This window comes from Ochrobactrum sp. 19YEA23 (assembly GCF_029909865.1).
GTDB classification, from domain to species: domain Bacteria; phylum Pseudomonadota; class Alphaproteobacteria; order Rhizobiales; family Rhizobiaceae; genus Brucella; species Brucella gambitense.
The window spans coordinates 775698-795040 of record NZ_JASAMQ010000001.1 but is presented as its reverse complement, the minus strand read 5'-3'; the positions used below and the strand labels follow the sequence as shown (position 1 = coordinate 795040).

The following is a 19343-nucleotide window of genomic DNA, read 5'->3' as shown; positions in this document are numbered from 1 at the left end:
GCTTATCGCTTCTTCTTGGCGCGACCGGCGAACGGATTGTCCGAGGTGCGCAGCGCGAGGCGGATTGGCACGCCCGGCATATCGAAGGTTTCGCGTAGACCGTTGATCAGATAGCGCACATAGGATTGCGGCATCGCATCAGGGCGCGAGCAGGATACGACGAAGCCCGGCGGACGGGTCTTCACCTGCGTCATATATTTCACCTTCAGGCGGCGACCGGAAACAGCCGGCGGCGGCTGATGGGCGATCACGCCTTCCAGCCAGCGATTGAGGCGACCAGTAGAAATACGGCGATTCCAGATCTCATGGGTCTTCACGACATTTTCCATGAGCTTGTCGAGACCCTGTCCGCGTTCGCCCGAAATCGGCACGGCGCGAAGTCCGCGCACCTGCGGCAGAAGGCGGGCGGTCTTTTCGTAAAGATCGGCCAGAACCATCTGGCGGTCTTCGATCAGGTCCCACTTGTTGAAGGCGATGACCGGTGCACGACCTTCACGGATGATCAGATCGGCGATCTGCAAATCCTGCTTTTCGAAAGGGATCGTCGCGTCGAGCACGATGATCACCACTTCCGCAAAGCGGATGGCGCGAAGGCCGTCGGCGACCGACAGCTTTTCCAGCTTTTCCTGCACGCGCGATTTGCGGCGCAGACCGGCAGTGTCAAACAGCTTGATCTTGCGACCGTGCCATTCCCAGTCGACCGAAATCGAGTCACGGGTAATACCCGCTTCCGGGCCGGTCAGCAGGCGATCTTCGCCGAGCATCGTGTTGATCATCGTGGACTTGCCCGCATTCGGGCGTCCGACAATAGCAATGCGCAGCGGCTTGGTGGCATCATAAGCCGGGATGACTTCTTCATCCGGATCTTCGATGTCGTCGCCGATCAGCTCGCCGACAGCTTTCGGCGTGAAGACTTCGTCTGCGGTTTCGGCTTCCTTCTCATCGGCAAAGACGCGTTCTTCGCCCAGAAGTTCGACAATGGCGTCGCGCAGGTCGGGCATGCCCTGACCATGTTCAGCCGAAATCGGGCACGGTTCGCCAAGACCGAGCTGGAAGGCGTCGTAAAGGCCCGACTGCGCGCCGCGCGCTTCGGCTTTGTTGGCCACCAGCACCACCGGCTTGCCGGAGCGGCGCACCAGTTCGGCAAAGGTGTTGTCGGCAGGCGTCAGGCCGTTCTTGGCATCGACCACGAACAGAACCGCATCGGCTTCGCTGATGGCGGCTTCCGTCTGGGCGCGCATGCGCGCTTCCAGCGAGTCATTGACGGCCTCTTCGAGACCAGCGGTGTCGATCACCTGAAACTTGAGGTCGTAGAGCTTGGCGTCATGGATGCGCCTGTCGCGCGTGACGCCCGGCAGGTCGTCCACCAGCGCCAGCTTGCGGCCGACGAGACGATTGAACAGCGTGGACTTGCCGACATTGGGACGCCCGACGATAGCGAGAGTGAAACCCATGAACGAAAATTACTCCAGAAAGAAACAGGGCCGGTTCAAGACCCGCCCCGAAGATAGCCTTTGTTTAACTTTGTGCCGCAACGCCTGCGCTGCGCATCAGATCCAGCATGGTGTTAGCGCGCTGGCGGATATTGGCCTGGGCCAAACCGTCATCGGCGATCTGCTTGAACAGCTTAGCCGCATCGTCGTAACGCTCGGCCTTCCAGGCAGCAAGGCCAAGGGCTTCGCGCGCGCTGGAGCGCATCGAATTGCCATCGGCGGACAGGGTTTCGACGCGCTTGGCGACATCGTCATAAGAACCGCTGTCGACCAGCAGATAGCCCGCACGCAGGCGCGCCACATCACGCAGAGGGCCCGGCACGGCATTGTCGGCAGCGATATCGTCGAACGCCTTCACGGCGCCAGCTGCGTCGCCCTTGCCAGCAAGAACCGAAGCAGCGCGCAGGCGCGCCAGAACCGGATAGGAACCGTAGCCGGTCTTTTCCAGATCGTCGAGCGCAGCAAGCGCCTCATCGTTCTTGCCTGCCGATGCGAGGTCAAGCGCCGCGAGGAACTTGTCGCCGGATGCAGACGCCTTGCTGTCGGTCCAATGCTGATAGCCGACCCAGCCAGCAGTGCCCAGAACGACAGCAACGGCAGCACCGATCACGATCGGGCCGAAATTCTTCCAGACCTGCTTCGCCCGTTCCGAACGGAGTTCTTCGTTTACCTCGCGAATGAAACTGTCGTCTGCCATGGACCTGCCATTGTTCTTGAATCTGGTTTACGAAATAGATGTTCTGGCGCTTTTAGTCGGAATTGTCGCCATATGTAAGACCCGTCTGCGAAATAAGCAGATCAAGCCCCGCGTAAAAGTGAATTTCGGTCCGACCTTCGCCATATTCAAGGGATAGCGAGGTCATATCCCCCTTCCCGGCCTTCGATTTTCCCGGTATCTGATGGCAATGCGCGTTTTCTCCCCCAAAACTCTTCTCGCTCTTTCCCTGTCGACGGCTTTTTGTGCGCCTGCCAGGGCGACATCGCCGGACGCGAGTGCCGGAGCCGACGCTGCTGCCGCCAAAACGCAATATGTGCTGATTTCCTTCGACGGCGCACATGACAATGCGCTTTGGACGCGCTCACGCGAACTCGCGAAGAAGAACAACGCCCATTTCACCTATTTCCTGTCCTGCGTCTTTCTTATGATCCGAAAGGACCGCGCCAGCTATCAGCCCCCGCACAAAAAGGCCGGCGCGTCCAATGTCGGCTTTGCCCAGACCCATGATGAAGTCGTGACCCGGCTTGGCAATATCTGGCAGGCGCACCTGGAGGGCAACGAGATTGCCAGCCATGGCTGCGGCCATTTCGATGGCACAAGCTGGTCCACCGCCGACTGGAACAAGGAAGTCGGCGAGTTTCGCCGCATCGTTGCCGACGCCTACAAGAACAACGGTATCGACGGCGAGCCGGAAGGCTGGCGCGACCTCGCGCGGCACGGCATCAACGGCTTTCGCGCACCCTATCTCGCCGCTTCGAAGCCGGTGCAGGACGCGCTGAAGGCCAATGGTTTCCGCTATCAGGCCTCATCCGTCACACGCGGGCCGGAACTGCCCCAATTCACGGGCCAGTTCGCATCCTTTGGCCTGCCGCTGATCCCGGAAGGTCCGTCGCAACGTCCTATCGTCGGCATGGATTACAATCTCTATGTTCGCCATTCGAAGGGCAAGGAAGCGCCAGAACAGTCGGCAGCCTTCGAGGACCGCGCCTATAAGGCGTTTCGCGCCGCCTTCGACAAGCAATATGACGGCGAGCGCATTCCCTTGCAGCTGGGTTTCCATTTCGTGCTGATGAATGATGGTGCTTACTGGCGCGCCATGGAGCGACTTGTTTCTGAAGTCTGCACCAAGCCGGATGTTAAATGCACCACCTATGGCGATTATCTGAACAGCCTCGACAAAAACACCGGCCACGCTGCGCAAAGCAGGTCGTAGCCGGCGTTTTCCAAACCCTCATGCTGAGGAGGCGCGTAAGCGCCGCCTCGAAGCACGAGGGTGCTGGTGTCCTTCCTTAAACGCTCTGCGGTGTTTCCAGATTTTCGCGATCCAGCGACGGCAGCGGTTCGCCATGGATGGTCGCCTCGAAAGCCCGCAGACGTTTGTAGATCGACAGAAGCTCGATAATCGTCGTCCATGAATTGACGAGATACTGGAACGACCCCTGCACCTGAGAGAACACGTTGCTGATCTGGTTCATCAGTCCAAGTGTCAACTTACCTGCCACGATGGACGGAATGAGGATAATCGTCGGAAAGACATTGTCCGCCTGCAGGTAGAGAATGCGGGCCACGTTGAAATAGACATAGTGGAAATAAAGCCGGAAGTAATTGTGTCGGACATTGCGGAACAATTCGCGCATTGTAACCGGCCCCGCGCGGTCATCATGATCCTCGCCATAAACCAGTTCCTTACGATAGGCCGCTTCCACGCGCTGATTGTTAAACTCCAGCCCCGGCAGCTTGATGCCGACCAGCGCCAGCAGGCCTGTACCGAAGACGGCCCAGAAAACCGCCGCCCACACAAGTGCATGCGGGATGACGCCGATGATTGGCAGTTCATTGATCTTCTCGGAAAAACTGAACAAGACCGGCAAGAAGGCGATCAGCGTCATGACGGCCTTCACCAGACTGACGCCCAACTGTTCCAGCGTTGAGGAAAACCGCATCGTGTCTTCCTGCACGCGCTGCGCCGCACCTTCTATGTGGCGCAGTTGCGGCCAGTGGCTCATGTAATAATCATTCATCGCCGTGCGCCAGCGGAAGATGTAATGGCTGACGAAGAACAGGCTCAGCACACCGACCGTGACCGCGATGAAGGCGATGCCAAGAAAGTCGACAGTGCCCCAATAGAAATCGCTGGCCGTGACCGACCCGGGCGTCGACAGCGCCTTCTGCACCATATCGTAGAACGGACCATACCAGGCATTCACCGCCACGCTGGCCTGCACGGAGAAATAGGTCGTGAACAGGATCAGCGCCGAACCGAGGATTGACCAGCGCTGCCATGGATGCGGCGAGAACACTGCCCAGAAAGCATAAAACGCAAAGGTTGCTACCGCAAAATAGATGTAGAACCAGAGGAACGGCGTGGACCAGAAAATGCTGGCGCCGATGATCGGCGCAGCATCCGCAGCCGCTGGCGGCATTCCGAATATGCGCCCGAGATTTTCTCCCCCCATGTACCAGCTAAGGACAGCCAGCAGGCTCCAGAGCACGACAGACGGAAAAAACAATTTGGGGCGGGGGAAGAAAGATACGAACACGAAAAAGGTCCCGATTCTATGGGGTTATCGCCCCCATAGAATGCCTGTTAGCGTGCCTTTACCAGTTAAATCTTTGTAAGATTTTGCCAGAAACCTCATTAGTTTCCTGCTTTTAGCGCCCTATTTGGCCTTTTGACCGGCAAGCACGCCGATGACGGCAACAGCCACCAGCGAAAGCGCTGCCGCGAGACTGGCCGAGGTGAACGAGCCGGAACGCTGCGCCATGTAACCGGCGACCAGCGGCCCGACAATCTGCCCGATGCTGAACGACACGGTCATACGCGCCAGTGCCCGCTTTGGCGATGCCGGAGCCAGAACCCGTGCGATCTGGAGACCGAAAGCCGTCAGCGCCATGAAGGTCATGCCCAGAAGCGCGCCGCCGACCAGCGGGCCAACGGGCGGCGCGATGACGACGCTGGCGGCAACGCCGATGGCTTCCAGTAGCGCCGTCAGCGCAAAAGCATTGAACAGGCCGAACTTTTTCGCCGCCGGGGACCACAGCCAGATGGACGGCGCAGCCGTCAGGCCGGTAACAATCCACACGGCTGCTTCCATCAGCGGTCCGCCTTCATTGGCGCGCACGATGGCGATCAGAAACGTCGCGGTGATGACATAGCCGAAGCCGAAAATACCGTAGGCAAGCGCCAGTGCATTGAAGGCAAAGCTTTTCGGCAAAGCCGGTTCACGTGTATTGCCGCCATTGCCGCGCGGCCCTTCGCGCACCAGAAAGACCACGCCCACCAGCATGACCAGCGTAAGCAAAGCCGCACCGACCCAATCCGCACGCCAGTCAAGGCCAGAAAAGCGGATGGCGGCGACCAGCACCGCCGAGATGGCAATACCGCTGCCCACCCCACCGAAATGCACCGCGCCAAGGCCGCTGCGCTCGGCGGCGGTCACATGGCTGAGCACGATGGCCGTGCAGAGGATCATGGTCACCGCGCTGATGAAACCGGCAGCAAAGCGGATGGCTGCAAACATCCAGACGCCGTCGAACAGCGCCATCGCCGCGCAAAGCACTGCACTCATGATGAGACCGGTGATGACGCTGGCGCGTTCAATGCCTGCCGACCAGCCATAGCCCGCCGCGACAGCGCCAAGCAGATAGCCGATATAATTGGCGGAAGCGATGAAGCCTGCATCAGCGGCGTTGAAGCCAAGATCGGCCATCATGCCCGGGAGGATCGGCGTGTAGATGAAACGGCCAATGCCCATTGCAGACGCCATGGCGAGAAAACCGCCCAATGCATAACGGATCGCCGTCTGGTGTTGAGCGGTATTGGGGGAGGATGACATTGAAATATCCGAACGGGAAAAAGCTGACTTGAGAAAGTTCGACTTAGCACTGCAGTTGCAAATTCGTCAGGCCGTGGCGAAACGAGTGACTTTCGAGCACCGGAGCGGAGCGTACTTTTGGGTACGTGAGCACCGGAGCACAGGAAATTGCTCGTTGCAGCCCGGCATCACGAAGAATGCAACTGCAGTGCTGGGAGAGAACGGCATCATGCGCCGCAAAATACCCCTCAAGCGTTGGCGTACAATTCAATTTTTCTGATGGCAGCGATCAAGGGGGAATAGGGGAATAGGGGAATAGGGGAATAGGGGAATAGGGGAATAGGGGAATAGGGGAATAGGGGAATAGGATTAACAACGCCTCGGCCGTTCGCAACCAAAACATACTGCCTTATTCCCCTATTCCCCTACTGCCCTACTTCAATGTGGAAACATCGCGCTTGGGGAGGCCAAATTGATCGCGGTTCAAAAACTCGTTTCTATGACCGGTCTGTGTGCATCCGTTGTTCTGGCCGCTGGCGCGGTTCAGGCGGCGGAGCTGAAGTCCATGGAAGAGGTTGGTGCGGCATTGCAGGCCTGCTGGTCGCCGCCCGCTGGCACAAAGAACTCATCCGTCACGCTGAGCTTCAGCTTCAAGCACGACGGCAGCCTGATCGGCACGCCGCGCGCAACGGCGATCGATGTGCAGGGCGACGACAAAGCCAGGAAAGCTTTTGTCGATACCGCCATACAGGCCGTGCAGAAATGCACGCCGGTGCAACTAGCTCCCTCGCTCGCGCAAGGGATCGGCGGTGGTGTCTATACGATGCAGTTCAGCTCCCCCGACAAATAGGCGCGAACGCTCGGCAGCGTCCAAACATGGCTTGCGAATCACATAAGTGTATGCTTATGTGTTAGCCATGAACGAGAACGATATTTTCAAGGCGCTGGCCGATCCGACCCGTCGCGCAATCTATGAAAAACTGGCGACTGGCAGTCTGCATGCCAGCGCGCTGCGCGAGGGCATGGAGATCAGCCAGCCCGCCATGTCCCAGCATCTGGCGGTTTTGCGCGGCGCCGGTCTGGTACGGGAAGAAAAGCGCGGGCGGTTCGTGAATTACGAAGTCGATCCCGACGGTCTGGCGCTGATGGCCCAGTGGCTGATGAAATATCGCGCCTACTGGCCAGCGCGTATCGACGCCCTGAAAGACTTGCTGAAGGATATGGACCAATGACCGAGCAGCAGAGCCAAACGCCGAAGCCCGATATCGCACAGACCTATGAGCTGGATGCCGCGCCGCAGAAGGTCTGGCGGGCAATCAGCACGCCCGAATTCCGGGAGCACTGGCTTCCTGCAGCCGATCTTGCCGAACAGAGTGCCGCATCGTGCAAACCCGGTGAGGAAATCACCTATCGGATGCGCGAGAGGGAACCGCCTTTTCTCGAAAGTACCGTCACTTTCAGCATTGCTCCCAATGGTGAGGGCGGCACGCGCTTGCAGATCAGCCATGTGCTGAGCGACATAAGGCTGAAGCGCCCTGCCCCGGTTGCAGCCAACGCAAACGGAACACTGCTGATGCGCACGGCCTAACCCGACCACGCCTTCATCCGACAATCTGGAAAGGAGTTCGCCATGCGCGAAACGATGCAACTCGTCCCTATGGTCGTTGAACAATCGAGCCGTGGCGAGCGGTCATTCGACATTTACTCCCGTCTGCTGCGCGAGAGGATCGTGTTTCTGAACGGTGAAGTGAACGACACGGTGTCGGAACTGGTCTGCGCCCAGTTGCTGTTTCTCGAAGCGGAAAATGCCAAGCTACCGATCAATCTCTACATCAACTCACCCGGCGGTGTGGTGACGAGCGGTTTCGCGATCTACGATACGATGCGCTATATCCGTGCGCCTGTTCACACGCTTTGCATGGGCACCGCCCGCTCGATGGGTTCCTTTCTGCTGATGGCGGGCGAACCCGGCCACCGCGCAGCGCTACCCAATGCCAGCCTGCTGGTGCACCAGCCATCGGGTGGGTTTCAGGGCCAGGCATCGGATATTTTCATCCATGCCGAGGAGGTGCAGCGTACCAAACGTCGCATGATACGGCTTTACGCGGAACATTGCGGACGCACCGAAGAAGAGGTTGAACGCGCACTGGACCGCGATAATTTCATGACCGCGCAGGAAGGTCTCAGCTGGGGGCTGGTCGATCACATTCTGGAAAAGCGCGACGACCCGGTTTCATAAAGGCCACCACACAAAATGAAAGAAGCGACAGTATTTGCATGGCCCGGGTCTTGCGACCCGGACATGCGTGTACTATCTCTCATCATGATATCTTCAGATCACTTTAACCAATTGATGTTATTTATTAATTTTAAACCCCAATATATTGAACCCTATTAATAAGTGGACATAATGAATTTCAATTCCTGTATTGTTTTATCCATGATCGTTCTTGCAGGCTGCGCTGGACAGGCGAAATACGATGCGTCGCCTCCCTTCCGAAAGAACAGTCACGTTTCCGCCATTGAAGCCGAGGCCATTCAAAGGGAACGGCAAATATCAGCCGACCAGGGTTCGGTGGAATCCAGTGTTTTGGCAAATCCGATGCGGTCGCATCCATGGGAGTAGAGTGACCTCCCAACTGGTAAGCAATCCCGGTTGGATTGCTCAAGAGTGTACCGTCTTCGTTGTCTGGACCGGCACGCTGTCGGGAATTCCCGAATGCAGGAAGTGCAACAGCGTATCCTGCACCGATTCCAGCCGATGCACGCAATCACGCCAGCCGAAAGGTATTTCCTTCGGCACGGGCGGAATGCGCTGCGGCACCACGCCTTCATCCAGCGAACAATTGGCGATGATGATCTGCAGCGCCTCGCTGACCCATGGCGGCGGGGGAGCCTCTTTCTTGCGCAGCGCATTGCCAAGCGCTTCGCCAAACAGTAGCGCCGAGGCGTAAAGACGAATGCCGCGACGATCATAACGTCCGGCCATTTCGGTCACTTCGCGCGCCGCCAGCCGCCCGCGCAATGACCAGCGCGCATTGCTTCGGGCAAGTGCAATGCCGTCGCCCAGCGCGATGACAGCCCGATGGGCAGAAGTGAACTGATTGACCGCATTTTGAGCACGCACCGGGTCCTGTTTATCAAGCGCCATAGCCGCCTGTTTCAGCCCGTTTGCCAGCCGGTCCAGCAGGCCCCGCGCCGCCCTGTCGATCAGGCGTACCGGGTCAGGCGTCAGCAAGATCTGGCTGAACAAAAGCCCGACACCTGCCCCCACCAGAACGTCGATCAGGCGGGTCACACCCGCCACTTGCGGCCCCATGGCCAGCACCAGAATGGCCGAAACGCCGGACTGGATAGCAATCGCCGGAGCCATGCCGAACGAGGTCGCCAGCACCATGGCAATGAAGGTCACCACCGCCATATGCATGACGGGAATGGTTTCCGGCAGCAGAAGCGACAGTTCCCCGATCACCACGCCTGTCGTTACGCCGACCATGACGCCAATGGCCTGCTTGCCGTGGTTCGGCAGGTTGGGCGCAAGGCAAATCACCGCTGTAACCATGGCAAAGACCGGCCGCGGCTGGCCGAGAAGCCATTGACAGATCAGCCACGCCACAGCGCCCGCAATGGAAGCGACCAGCGCATCGCGCCAGCTCACCGACCATTGCTGAACGATCTTGTTCAAGCGCTGATGCATGGCTTTCTCCGCTTCGGCAGACCTATCCGCAGATATCTATGGCAGAAGCCCGGCAGCTCAAGACTTGAAGAAGGCCTCATACTGATCCGGCTTGAAACCGACCGTCAGCACGCCGTCCTTGTCGAGCACCGGACGCTTGACCATGGAGGGCTGTTCCAGCATCAGCGCACGCGCCTTGGCGGCATCGACATTCTGACGCACTTCTTCCGGCAATTTGCGAAAAGTCGTGCCCGCGCGGTTCAAAAGCTGTTCCCAGGCGACGGTTTTCAGGAAGCGGTCGAGCGTTGCCGCATCGAGCCCTTCCTTCTTGTAATCGTGAAAACCATAGTCGATGCCATGGTCCTCAAGCCATGTGCGCGCCTTCTTCATGGTGTCGCAGTTTTTGATACCGTAGATGGTCACGCTCATGGTCGACTCCTTCAATCCTTTGCGCGATCAAAGGCCAATACGCATTTCGGTTCAACCCTTTATGTCAGGTCTATCGCGCATCGTGAAAGATTATGCCCAGCGTATGTCGCATGCCGGAGCGGATCCGGCTGACGCCGTGCCGCATCTTGACCCGGTAGTCGCCGCGCGTGCCTTGTACCGGTCGGTCGTTGACGGCGAAGATCACCGCATCGCCCTGTTGAAGCGGCACCACCTCCGCCCTGCTCTGCATACGCGGGCGTTGCTCGGTGAGCACGAATTCGCCGCCCATAAAATCCTCACCCGGTTTCGACAGGAGAATGGCCACCTGCAACGGGAAAGCAATGTCACCATAAAGGTCCTGATGCAGACAATTATAATCCCCCTCCACATATTGCAGGAGAAGCGGTGTCGGGCGCGACTGGCCAGCTGCATGGCAGCGTTCCAGAAAGGCGTCATGGGTTGGCGGATAGCGGGTGTCGCTGCCCATTCTCCGGCTCCACGCATTGGCGATGGGTGCAAGCTGCGGATAGAGGCTGGCGCGGAGGCTCCCAATTAAGGCAGGCAGCGGATTGGCGTAATATTTGTATTCGCCGCGTCCAAAACCGTGCCGCGCCATGGAAATGGTGGTGCGAAATGCGGCGGAATCATGCCATTTCGTGGCGAAATTGTGGCAATCGCTTTCTAAGAGAAGTTTCGGGAGAATGGCCGTACCGAATGTGTCGAGTTCGGAACCGATTTTCTCCCAGTCATAGGCGGCGACTTTTGCCGCCGCCATTTCGTGATCGCCGCTCATGCTTCACGCTCCCGCTGCAGGAGGTCGCGCTTGCGCTCGACACCCCAGCGATAGCCGGACAGCCCGCCATCATTGCGCACTACACGGTGGCATGGCACCGCGACGGCGATCTTGTTGGCGGCGCAGGCCTGCGCGACGGCGCGAACGGCTTTCGGTGCGCCGATCCGCTCGGCAATATCCGTATAGCTCACTGTTTTTCCTGCCGGAATTTCCCGCAAGGCCTGCCAGACGCGCTGCTGGAACGCCGTGCCCCGCAGATCGAGCGGGAGGTTGAGGCCAATGCCCGGCGCTTCGACAAAGCCGACCACCTGCGCGATCATGTCTTCAAAGTCGCGATCGGCCCCGATGAGATTGGCTTTCGGGAAGCGCTTTTCCAGATCGCGGATCAGGGCTTCCGGATCGTCACCCATCAAGATGGCGCAGACGCCCTTCTCGCTCGCCGCCACAAGGACTGCGCCAAGCGCCGATTGCCCGATGGCGAAACGAATGTCGGCATCCTTGCCGCCCTGCCGGTAAGCCTTTGGTGTCATTCCAAGAATCCGGTCCGAGGCTTCATAGAAGCGGCTGCTGGAATTGTAACCGGCATCATAGATCGCATCGGTCACGCGGATTTCCGGCGCGTCGAGCGCCACGCGCATTTTCCGGGCGCGATGTGCGTCGGCATAGGCCTTGGGCGTCAGCCCGGTGAAGGCTTTGAAAATGCGATGGAAATGAGCCGGGCTGGTCTTCACCGCATCCGCGATTTCTTCCAGAGACGGCACTTCCTCCGCTGCCTCGATATAGCGGCAGGCAGCCGCCACGATTTCGGCATGGCGCGCATTGTTCTGCGTTGCGAGCGTTTCGGTCAGATACGGCTTGCAGCGCATGCAGGGGCGAAAACCTGCCCGCTCCGCATCTTCGCAACGATCGAAAAACTGCACGTTCTCGCGCTTTCCGCGCCGCGACGGGCAGGATGGGCGGCAATAAACGCCGGTGGTGCGCACGGCATAAACGAAGGCTCCGTCCGACGCCTTGTCGCGTCCGAGCACCTTCTGCCAGCGGCTTTCATCGGGATCATGCGTTTTGAGGGTCATAAGGTTCATGTCCGTGTTCCTTCTTTATATGAACCAGACATAGGACCTTACAAGGGCGGTCACACTCCGCTGCTTGCTTTCAAATTCAAAATGAAAAAAGCGGGCCTTTACAGACCCGCCTTTTCCGAAATATCGATCGATACCAGCGATCAGGATTTACGCGCATCCGCGATGGCTGCGATCAGTTCCTGCTGCTTCATCACGCCGCCATAGAGCTTGGTGCCGATGACGAAAGACGGGGTGCCGCTGAAATTGAACGCTTCACCCTGATTCATGTTGCGCTCGAGAATGCCGTTGATGCGCTTGGAATCAGCCTTGTAGGCTGCTTCAAGCTTGGCGGCGTCGAGACCGCCCTTCTTCATGGCCGTATCAACCTGTTCCTTGGTCAGACGGCCCGGCGTGGCCATCAGTGCTTCCATGGCCTTGACGTAATTGCCGGACTTTTCCGCAGCCAGAACAAGCCGCGCCGCATAGGCCGACATATCGCCGAAAATGATCCAGTCCTTCAGAACCAGCCGCACATTGCCGTCATCCTTGACGACGCGCATCAGTTCACCATGGCCCTTTTTGCAATAGGGGCACTGATAGTCGAAATATTCAACGATGGTGACATTGCCATGCGGATTACCGAGAACCGGGATTTCCTTGTCGTAGAGAACCTCGGCCACGGTCGGAACGGCCTGTGCCAGACCCTGCGCACCCGAGAATCCGAGCGTCGCAATGGTCCCGGCTGAAACAGCCAGCATCTGACGGCGGTTTATCATGAACTAGCTCCCATGCCAGATTGGGACTTGTCGAGCACCACAACGCGTGCACCCGTCGGGGCGCGCTTGTAGAGATCGAGAATGTCCTGATTGAAAAGACGGATACAGCCCGAGGACGCCGCCTTGCCGACCGACCACGGCTCATTGGTGCCATGGATGCGATAGAGCGTGTCCTTGCCGTCGCGATAGAGATAGAGCGCGCGGGCGCCAAGCGGATTGCGGATACCGCCCTCCAGACCATTGGCGTATTTCGCATAATGGTCGGGATTACGCTTGATCATGTTGGCGGTCGGGGTCCAGCGCGGCCATTGCGATTTATAGGCAACCTTGGCTTCGCCCTTGAAAGTCAGTCCGGCGCGACCGACACCGACCGAATAGCGCATGGCCTTGCCGCCCGGCTGCACGAGATAAAGATAGCGCGCATAGGGATCGACAATGATCGTACCCACCGGGTGATCCGTCGCATAATCGACCTGTTTGCGCAGGTTGCGCTCGGCAATCTTGTTCACATCGAGCGCGGGAATGAAATTCTTGCCATCGGTGACAGCGCCATACATCACTTCATATTCGCTGCGCGCCGTCTGCACTTCCGGTTCTGCAACGGCTGCGACTTGCACCGGCTGCGGTTCTGCCACAACCGGCTGAACCATGGGCGCAGGCATCACGACTGCAACCGGCTGCTCGGCGGAAGTCGTCGTGCAAGCGGCGGCTGCCAGCGGCAGCACAGCGATGGTGGCAATGCGCAACAACCGCGCCGCAATGCGGTATCTGTCGTCCCCGCGTTTCATAATTGTCCAAGCCCCCGGCATCGTCTTCAATCCTTGTTTCTGCAATTACATCCGGCCATCGGTGGTGAGACCGGCCGACCGGGCAATGGTGGCAGACGTGACATCGCCCACCAGTCTCGTCCCCTCCCGCTCGCGGCTTGCCTTGTCGAAGAAAATCATCGTCGGCGGGCCGGCCACTTTCAGCTTCGCCATCAGGTCCGCATTGCCATTGGTGAGATCGGAAATATCAGCCTTGATGAGCTGATAGCCGTTCAGGCTTTTCTTCACATCGGCATCCGGCAACACACGCTTTTCCACGGTGGAGCAACTCACGCACCAATCCGCCGTGAAATAGATCAGCGTCGGGCGCGAGCCTTCCACTGTCGCAAGCTTCTCCTGAAGGGAAGAAACCGTATCGACCGGCGCGAATCGCAGCTCGGCCATACTCTGGTTGTCGCCACGGTTAGCGAATACGGCCAGCGGTTGCAACGGATCTCTGCCGCCAGACGCCAGTCCCAGCATCAGGATGGTTGCGTAGACGAAGGCTGCCGCGCCAATCGTGCGGGCCACAACGCTATGCCCCGGCACTTTGAGGAACGCAAAACTTGCCACACCGAACAGCAGAATGGCCCAGAGCGCCATATCCACGCCCGAGGGCAAAAGCGGTGCGGCCATAAAGATCGCGGTTGCCAGAAAACCGAAGCCGAAAATCTGCTTAACGGTTTCCATCCATGCGCCTGCGCGCGGCAGCGTGCCCGCGCCAAGGGTCGCGAAAGCGATCAGCGGCAAGCCCTTGCCGATACCAAGCGCGAAGAGTGCCCCCGCACCCAGCGCGACATTGGCCGTCTGTGCAATATAGAGAAGCGCGCCCGCCAGCGGTGCGGTCACGCAAGGACCGACAATCAGCACCGACGAAAAGCCGAGCACGGCGGCAGAGCGCTTGGAGCCTGTACGCTGGCCGGTCTGCGCGGAAACCGCGCTGACCCACCGGCTTGGAAGCTGGATCTGGAACAGGCCGAACATCGACACGGCCAGCAAGGTGAACAGCGCCGCCAGAGCAAGCGCCGTCCATTTCGATTGCAGGACCATTTGCAGGTTCTGCCCCGACCAGCCAGCGATCGCCCCCACCAGCGCAAAGCCCAAAGCCAGACTGACCACATAGATGGAGGAGAGGACGAAGCCGCGTTTTGCCGTCAGCTTTTCGCCTTCGCGCGCCAGTGTTCCGGCGACGATGGGATAGATCGGGAAAACGCAAGGCGTGAAGGCCAGCAGCACACCGAAAGCAAGAAAGGCTGCGATCACAAAGCCCGTGCCGCCCTCAGCGAGCAGGTTTTCGACCATGCCCTTTTCGGGTGCGAGCGCAAAAGCCTTGCTTTCATTGGCGGTGCTCGCAGCCATCCGGGGCGCAGCAGTCGTGAAAGCGGCGCCTTGCGCGAAAGACTGGGTTTGGGCCTTGGCCAGGGTGCCCATCTGGCTTGAAACGGCCAGCGTCACCGGGTCGACTGTCCGCGTTTCAGGCCGATAGCAGATGCCGTCTTCCTGACAGCCCTGATAGGTGATTTCCACCGGAGCAGTTTGCGCATTCAGGCTGGCACTGGCATGGCGATAATAGACTTCGAGCTTGCCGAAATTCGGGTCGTCCTTGGCAATACCGGGCTGCGTATCGACATCGAGCGCATTGCCCTTGTCGTCCTTGGCGGCAATATGATCGCGATAGAGATAATAGCCTTCGGCAATGGTCCAGCCGAGCACAAGGCGTCCATCGGCGTCCTTCGTCACGCCAAGACGAAAGGCTTCGTTCACCGGCAAGGGGCCAGCGGCAAAGGCTGACGAGAACGCCGTGAAGATCAGGAGAGCGAAACTCACAAGGCTCGCAGAAAGACGCATTCCGGTTTTCCGAACTGATTCGTAGTAAATTGATTATGTTGCAAAAGGCGAATGCCGCCGCCACCTTAAGGCAGCCTTAAGCTGGGACAGCGACAAGCCGGGCCGATTTAAAACGACAACAAGGCAAAAACGGGAAGATCGATGCGCATTCTGGTTGTTGAAGACGATGCAATCCTGCTCGACGGGCTGTCCGTTGGTTTGGGCATTGCCGGTTTCACCGTGGATGCGGTCTCGACCTGTGGCGATGCCGAAGCAGCCCTTGCTGCACAGAATTACAATGCCGTTGTGCTTGATCTCATGCTGCCGGACGGGTCCGGTCTCGACATTTTGAAAACCATGCGACGCGGACGCGACGACACCCCTGTCCTGCTTCTGACCGCTCGTGATCAGGTGCCGGAACGCATCGCGGGGCTGGATGCTGGCGCCGACGACTATGTCGGCAAGCCGTTCGACCTGCATGAACTGGCCGCCCGGGTGCGCGCCATTGCGCGGCGCGGGACTGGTCGCGCCAATGCCATGCTGGAATGGCGCGGCGTCGAGCTTGATCCGGCGGAAATGTCCGCGCGCTTCAAGGGCGAACCGCTGCGGCTGACGCGGCGTGAATTCTCGATCCTGCGCGCGCTGATGGAGCGCCCCAATGCGACGCTTTCCAAATCATCGCTGGAAGAAGCGCTTTATGGCTGGCAGGAAGAAGTGGAAAGCAATGCGGTGGAGGTGCATGTCCACCACCTGCGTTCCAAACTTGGCTCCGATTTCATCGAGACGGTGCGCGGTGTTGGCTATCGTCTGGCGGGGGCCTGCGCATGAGTTCGATCCGTGGTCGCCTGACCGGTATTCTGATTGGCGTAACCTGCATCGTCTGGCTGGCTGCCGTGGTCTGGATTCACACCACCACACAGGCCCAGCTGGAAAAGGTTCTGGATGCGCGTCTGATGGAAGCTGCGCGCATGGTCAATTCGCTTTTGAGCGATCATCGCGTTGAAGTCGGCCCTGATGGCGATGGCGGCCAGCTTTCGCTCAAGCCCATGCCGGAGTTTTCCGACTATGACCGGCAGCTTTTCTGCCAGATCTGGGCGCTGGACGGCAAGCTGGTCGGGCGCTCGGAAAGCGCGCCAGTAACGCGGCTGACCAGCGTGGCAAACGGCTTTTCCAACACGGTTGTCGCTGGCGAACGCTGGCGCGTGTTTGCGGTTGAAAACACGCAACTTGGTCTGCGCGTCATGGTCGGCGACAGTCTCTATGTCCGCGAAAGACTGGTCCGCAATGTGGTGACGGGGCTGGTCGTGCCTGCCCTTCTGGTGCTGCCGTTGCTGGCAGGCATGATCTGGCTTTGCGTGCGGCGCGGGCTCAACCCGTTGAGCAGCCTTGCCTCCGTTCTGTCGAAGCGACAGGCGCAGGATTTGCGCCCGCTGCCGGAAGACAACCTGCCCACGGAAATTGCACCTGCAGTCACCGCGCTAAACGGGCTGTTCCACCGTGTCGAGGAAGCACGCGAGCGCGAGCGCAACTTCGCGATTTTCGCCGCCCATGAGCTGAAGACGCCGCTCGCCGGTCTGAAGACGCAGGCACAGATCGCGGAGAGCGCAAAGGACGAAGCCGTGCGCGCCAATGCGGTGCGCCAGATCGCAGCCGGTGTGGACCGCACCAGCAGGCTGGTCGGTCAGCTGCTCGATCTTGCAGCGCTTGAAACGTCGGACGAAACCGAAACCCCGACGCCGGAACCGGCCTGCAAGCTGCTGCACACTATCGCCACCGATATGCGCATGCTCGGTGCGCAACGTGGTGTCGCCATCGAATTGCTGGAGGGCATGCCGCTCGTGCAGATGCCCTTCCCGCATCTCTTCACGCTGGCAGCGCGCAACCTGATCGAAAACGCAGTGCTGCATTCCCCGCCGGATGGCTTTGTGCGCTGCGGCTTTACCATCGCGGACAGCCGCCTCACCCTGACCGTCGAAGACAGTGGCCCCGGCATTCCCGATATCGAAATGCCGCATGTCACCGAGCGCTTTTTCCGCGGCAAGCACCGGCAGGACAATGGCAGCGGCCTCGGCCTTGCCATTGTGCAAATGGCGGTCACGCGGATGGAAGGCACATTCGATCTGGTGAACCGTCCCGATGGTGGTCTTCGCGCCACGCTGACGGTGCCAATCGCCTGACGTCTGAGACCGGTTTCCTCCCTAGAAAATCGTCGTTGATTAGGATCAATGACAGCACGCCACTGAGCGCCGATAGAAATCCTGTCGCTACAACTGCCCCTGACGGGCGGTCTTCGTTACGCGCTGCGAGGGGATTTCATGAACTACGCCGCTGGAACAGTCCTATCCGGTCTGGGAGCGCTTTTTGCCGTGCTCCTGGCCGGATTTTCCCATGACGAGCTGTTCAGAACCCATATGTGGATTCTGTTCGTCGTGCTCGCCATTTTCACCATTCTTCTGTTGCGCAACGCCGATTACGGTCTGACGCCGAAAAAGACGGATCAGTCCGTCTATATGGATGGTCCGATCCGCTACGGCCTGATCGCCACAGTGTTCTGGGGCGTTGTCGGCTTCCTCGTCGGCGTTGTTATCGCCGCGCAGCTCGCATTTCCGGATCTCAATCTGGAACCATGGTTGAACTTCGGTCGCGTGCGCCCGCTGCACACTTCCGCCGTCATCTTCGCCTTCTGCGGCACCGCTCTCATCACCACATCCTTCTATGTGGTGCAGCGCACCTGCCGCGCCCGCCTGTTCGGCGGCGATCTGGCCTGGTTCGTGTTCTGGGGCTACCAGCTTTTCATCGTCATGGCCGCCACCGGCTATCTGCTTGGCATCACGCAGAGCCGCGAATATGCCGAACCGGAATGGTATGTCGACATCTGGCTGACCATCGTCTGGGTCGCCTATCTGGTCGTATTCCTCGGCACCGTGCTGAAGCGCAAGGAACCGCATATCTATGTGGCCAACTGGTTCTTCCTCGGCTTCATCATCACCATCGCCATGCTGCATATCGTGAATAACCTTGCCGTGCCGGTCTCCTTCCTTGGCACCAAGAGCTATTCCGCCTTCTCGGGCGTTCAGGATGCGCTGACGCAATGGTGGTACGGTCACAATGCCGTCGGCTTCTTCCTGACCACCTCGTTCCTCGGCATGATGTATTATTTCGTGCCGAAGCAGGCGAACCGTCCGGTCTATTCCTACCGCCTGTCGATCATCCACTTCTGGTCGCTGATCTTCCTCTATATCTGGGCCGGTCCGCACCACCTGCACTATACCGCCTTGCCTGATTGGGCGCAGACGCTGGGCATGGTGTTCTCGATCATGCTGTGGATGCCGTCCTGGGGCGGTATGATCAACGGCCTGATGACGCTTTCCGGCGCATGGGACAAGATCCGCACCGATCCGATCATCCGCATGATGGTGGCTGCCATCGCCTTCTACGGCATGGCGACCTTCGAAGGCCCGCTGATGTCGATCAAGGCGGTCAATTCTCTGTCGCACTATACCGACTGGACCATTGGTCACGTTCATTCCGGCGCGCTTGGCTGGAACGGCATGATCACCTTCGGCGCAATCTATTATCTGGCTCCAAAGCTGTGGAACCGCGAACGCCTCTACTCGGTGCGCATGGTCAACTGGCACTTCTGGCTCGCCATTCTCGGCATCGTGCTCTACGCCGCCGCCATGTGGGTTGCGGGTATCCAGCAGGGCCTGATGTGGCGCGAATACGACGATCAGGGTTTCCTCGTCTATTCCTTCGCAGAAACGGTCGCCGCGATGTTCCCTTACTACGTCATCCGCGTGACCGGCGGCCTGCTCTACCTCACGGGCGGTCTCGTCATGGCCTGGAACGTCTATCAGACCATTCGCGGAAACCTGCGCGATGAAGCGCCGATTGCCGGCGCAAGCCCGGCCAAGCCGGCATCTGCGATGCAGCCTGCGGAATAAGGATC

At 59.2% G+C, this 19343-nt stretch carries 20 protein-coding genes; 9 read left to right on the top strand and 11 right to left on the bottom strand.

All coding sequences use genetic code 11. The features are described from left to right. Positions 1-2: 2 nt before the first annotated feature. Both der and QBD01_RS03565 read right to left on the bottom strand, forming a co-directional pair. Positions 3-1454 (bottom strand): ribosome biogenesis GTPase Der, encoded by a 1452-nt coding sequence (gene der / locus QBD01_RS03570; RefSeq protein ID WP_280991629.1) that lies wholly within the window; start codon positions 1452-1454, stop codon positions 3-5. A 64-nt stretch (positions 1455-1518) separates the two neighbouring features. Next, complete coding sequence (locus QBD01_RS03565; RefSeq protein ID WP_113534691.1) at positions 1519-2190, bottom strand: tetratricopeptide repeat protein; 672 nt, start codon at positions 2188-2190, stop codon at positions 1519-1521. 208 nt (positions 2191-2398) lie between these two features. Here QBD01_RS03565 and QBD01_RS03560 point away from each other — a divergent pair, with 208 nt between their 5' ends. Further along, positions 2399-3424: a polysaccharide deacetylase gene (locus QBD01_RS03560; RefSeq protein ID WP_280992101.1), complete on the top strand. Its 1026-nt coding sequence runs from the start codon at positions 2399-2401 to the stop codon at positions 3422-3424. Positions 3425-3500: 76 nt separating this feature from the next. On the opposite strand, the gene sbmA is transcribed toward QBD01_RS03560, so the two are convergent. Beyond that, positions 3501-4751 carry a peptide antibiotic transporter SbmA gene (gene sbmA / locus QBD01_RS03555; RefSeq protein ID WP_280991628.1) on the bottom strand — a complete coding sequence of 417 codons (1251 nt, stop codon included), beginning with the start codon at positions 4749-4751 and terminating at the stop codon, positions 3501-3503. Positions 4752-4871: 120 nt separating this feature from the next. Continuing rightward, positions 4872-6047, bottom strand: coding sequence for a YbfB/YjiJ family MFS transporter (locus tag QBD01_RS03550; RefSeq protein ID WP_280991627.1), 1176 nt, complete (start codon positions 6045-6047; stop codon positions 4872-4874). Positions 6048-6075: 28 nt separating this feature from the next. On the opposite strand from QBD01_RS03550, the gene QBD01_RS03545 reads away from it, so the two are divergent. From QBD01_RS03545 to QBD01_RS03525, 5 genes are all read left to right on the top strand, one after another. Further along, positions 6076-6306 (top strand): hypothetical protein, encoded by a 231-nt coding sequence (locus QBD01_RS03545; protein WP_280991626.1) that lies wholly within the window; start codon positions 6076-6078, stop codon positions 6304-6306. A gap of 219 nt (positions 6307-6525) precedes the next feature. Further along, positions 6526-6876 (top strand): hypothetical protein, encoded by a 351-nt coding sequence (locus QBD01_RS03540; RefSeq protein WP_280992100.1) that lies wholly within the window; start codon positions 6526-6528, stop codon positions 6874-6876. A 67-nt stretch (positions 6877-6943) separates the two neighbouring features. Next, the gene (locus QBD01_RS03535; RefSeq protein ID WP_280991625.1) at positions 6944-7258 is read left to right on the top strand and encodes a metalloregulator ArsR/SmtB family transcription factor; all 315 of its coding nucleotides are present in this window, start codon (positions 6944-6946) and stop codon (positions 7256-7258) included. Continuing rightward, positions 7255-7614, top strand: coding sequence for a hypothetical protein (locus QBD01_RS03530; RefSeq protein WP_280991624.1), 360 nt, complete (start codon positions 7255-7257; stop codon positions 7612-7614). The genes QBD01_RS03535 and QBD01_RS03530 overlap by 4 nt, the downstream gene beginning before the upstream one ends. A gap of 42 nt (positions 7615-7656) precedes the next feature. Continuing rightward, a complete protein-coding gene (locus QBD01_RS03525; protein WP_151588779.1) occupies positions 7657-8265 on the top strand; it encodes an ATP-dependent Clp protease proteolytic subunit in 609 nt (202 codons plus the stop codon). A gap of 426 nt (positions 8266-8691) precedes the next feature. Here the strand turns inward: QBD01_RS03525 and QBD01_RS03520 are convergent, their stop codons facing one another. From QBD01_RS03520 to dsbD, 7 genes are all read right to left on the bottom strand, one after another. Continuing rightward, positions 8692-9723: an FUSC family protein gene (locus tag QBD01_RS03520; protein WP_280991623.1), complete on the bottom strand. Its 1032-nt coding sequence runs from the start codon at positions 9721-9723 to the stop codon at positions 8692-8694. Positions 9724-9780: 57 nt separating this feature from the next. After that, positions 9781-10131, bottom strand: a complete 351-nt coding sequence (locus tag QBD01_RS03515) for an ArsC family reductase (RefSeq protein ID WP_078337982.1) — start codon at positions 10129-10131, stop codon at positions 9781-9783. Positions 10132-10201: 70 nt separating this feature from the next. Further along, positions 10202-10924: a 2OG-Fe(II) oxygenase gene (locus QBD01_RS03510; protein ID WP_280991622.1), complete on the bottom strand. Its 723-nt coding sequence runs from the start codon at positions 10922-10924 to the stop codon at positions 10202-10204. Then, positions 10921-12006, bottom strand: coding sequence for a bifunctional DNA-binding transcriptional regulator/O6-methylguanine-DNA methyltransferase Ada (gene ada, locus QBD01_RS03505; RefSeq protein ID WP_280991621.1), 1086 nt, complete (start codon positions 12004-12006; stop codon positions 10921-10923). Before ada ends, QBD01_RS03510 begins: the two co-directional genes overlap by 4 nt. A 140-nt stretch (positions 12007-12146) precedes the next feature. Next, complete coding sequence (locus QBD01_RS03500) at positions 12147-12761, bottom strand: DsbA family protein (protein ID WP_280991620.1); 615 nt, start codon at positions 12759-12761, stop codon at positions 12147-12149. Next, complete coding sequence (locus QBD01_RS03495) at positions 12758-13549, bottom strand: L,D-transpeptidase (protein WP_280991619.1); 792 nt, start codon at positions 13547-13549, stop codon at positions 12758-12760. Before QBD01_RS03495 ends, QBD01_RS03500 begins: the two co-directional genes overlap by 4 nt. Before the next feature lie 45 nt (positions 13550-13594). Next, a complete protein-coding gene (gene dsbD / locus QBD01_RS03490; RefSeq protein WP_280991618.1) occupies positions 13595-15415 on the bottom strand; it encodes a protein-disulfide reductase DsbD in 1821 nt (606 codons plus the stop codon). A 141-nt stretch (positions 15416-15556) separates the two neighbouring features. Here dsbD and QBD01_RS03485 point away from each other — a divergent pair, with 141 nt between their 5' ends. From QBD01_RS03485 to ccoN, 3 genes are all read left to right on the top strand, one after another. After that, positions 15557-16222, top strand: a complete 666-nt coding sequence (locus QBD01_RS03485) for a response regulator transcription factor (RefSeq protein ID WP_182519358.1) — start codon at positions 15557-15559, stop codon at positions 16220-16222. After that, a complete protein-coding gene (locus QBD01_RS03480) occupies positions 16219-17571 on the top strand; it encodes an ATP-binding protein (protein ID WP_280991617.1) in 1353 nt (450 codons plus the stop codon). Before QBD01_RS03485 ends, QBD01_RS03480 begins: the two co-directional genes overlap by 4 nt. Positions 17572-17709: 138 nt before the next feature. After that, positions 17710-19338: a cytochrome-c oxidase, cbb3-type subunit I gene (ccoN, locus tag QBD01_RS03475; protein ID WP_280991616.1), complete on the top strand. Its 1629-nt coding sequence runs from the start codon at positions 17710-17712 to the stop codon at positions 19336-19338. Positions 19339-19343 lie beyond the last annotated feature (5 nt).

Excerpts from the sequence above, each read along its gene's own strand:
- ada (WP_280991621.1), bottom strand. The coding sequence starts at position 12,006 with ATGAACCTTATGACCCTCAAAACGCATGATCCCGATGAAAGCCGCTGG.
- QBD01_RS03560 (WP_280992101.1), top strand. The coding sequence starts at position 2,399 with ATGCGCGTTTTCTCCCCCAAAACTCTTCTCGCTCTTTCCCTGTCGACG.
- QBD01_RS03530 (WP_280991624.1), top strand. The coding sequence starts at position 7,255 with ATGACCGAGCAGCAGAGCCAAACGCCGAAGCCCGATATCGCACAGACC.
- der (WP_280991629.1), bottom strand. The coding sequence starts at position 1,454 with ATGGGTTTCACTCTCGCTATCGTCGGGCGTCCCAATGTCGGCAAGTCC.
- QBD01_RS03480 (WP_280991617.1), top strand. The coding sequence starts at position 16,219 with ATGAGTTCGATCCGTGGTCGCCTGACCGGTATTCTGATTGGCGTAACC.
- QBD01_RS03550 (WP_280991627.1), bottom strand. The coding sequence starts at position 6,047 with ATGTCATCCTCCCCCAATACCGCTCAACACCAGACGGCGATCCGTTAT.
- QBD01_RS03485 (WP_182519358.1), top strand. The coding sequence starts at position 15,557 with ATGCGCATTCTGGTTGTTGAAGACGATGCAATCCTGCTCGACGGGCTG.
- QBD01_RS03565 (WP_113534691.1), bottom strand. The coding sequence starts at position 2,190 with ATGGCAGACGACAGTTTCATTCGCGAGGTAAACGAAGAACTCCGTTCG.
- QBD01_RS03540 (WP_280992100.1), top strand. The coding sequence starts at position 6,526 with ATGACCGGTCTGTGTGCATCCGTTGTTCTGGCCGCTGGCGCGGTTCAG.
- QBD01_RS03515 (WP_078337982.1), bottom strand. The coding sequence starts at position 10,131 with ATGAGCGTGACCATCTACGGTATCAAAAACTGCGACACCATGAAGAAG.
- ccoN (WP_280991616.1), top strand. The coding sequence starts at position 17,710 with ATGAACTACGCCGCTGGAACAGTCCTATCCGGTCTGGGAGCGCTTTTT.
- QBD01_RS03525 (WP_151588779.1), top strand. The coding sequence starts at position 7,657 with ATGCGCGAAACGATGCAACTCGTCCCTATGGTCGTTGAACAATCGAGC.
- QBD01_RS03535 (WP_280991625.1), top strand. The coding sequence starts at position 6,944 with ATGAACGAGAACGATATTTTCAAGGCGCTGGCCGATCCGACCCGTCGC.
- QBD01_RS03520 (WP_280991623.1), bottom strand. The coding sequence starts at position 9,723 with ATGCATCAGCGCTTGAACAAGATCGTTCAGCAATGGTCGGTGAGCTGG.
- QBD01_RS03495 (WP_280991619.1), bottom strand. The coding sequence starts at position 13,549 with ATGAAACGCGGGGACGACAGATACCGCATTGCGGCGCGGTTGTTGCGC.
- QBD01_RS03500 (WP_280991620.1), bottom strand. The coding sequence starts at position 12,761 with ATGATAAACCGCCGTCAGATGCTGGCTGTTTCAGCCGGGACCATTGCG.
- dsbD (WP_280991618.1), bottom strand. The coding sequence starts at position 15,415 with ATGCGTCTTTCTGCGAGCCTTGTGAGTTTCGCTCTCCTGATCTTCACG.
- QBD01_RS03510 (WP_280991622.1), bottom strand. The coding sequence starts at position 10,924 with ATGAGCGGCGATCACGAAATGGCGGCGGCAAAAGTCGCCGCCTATGAC.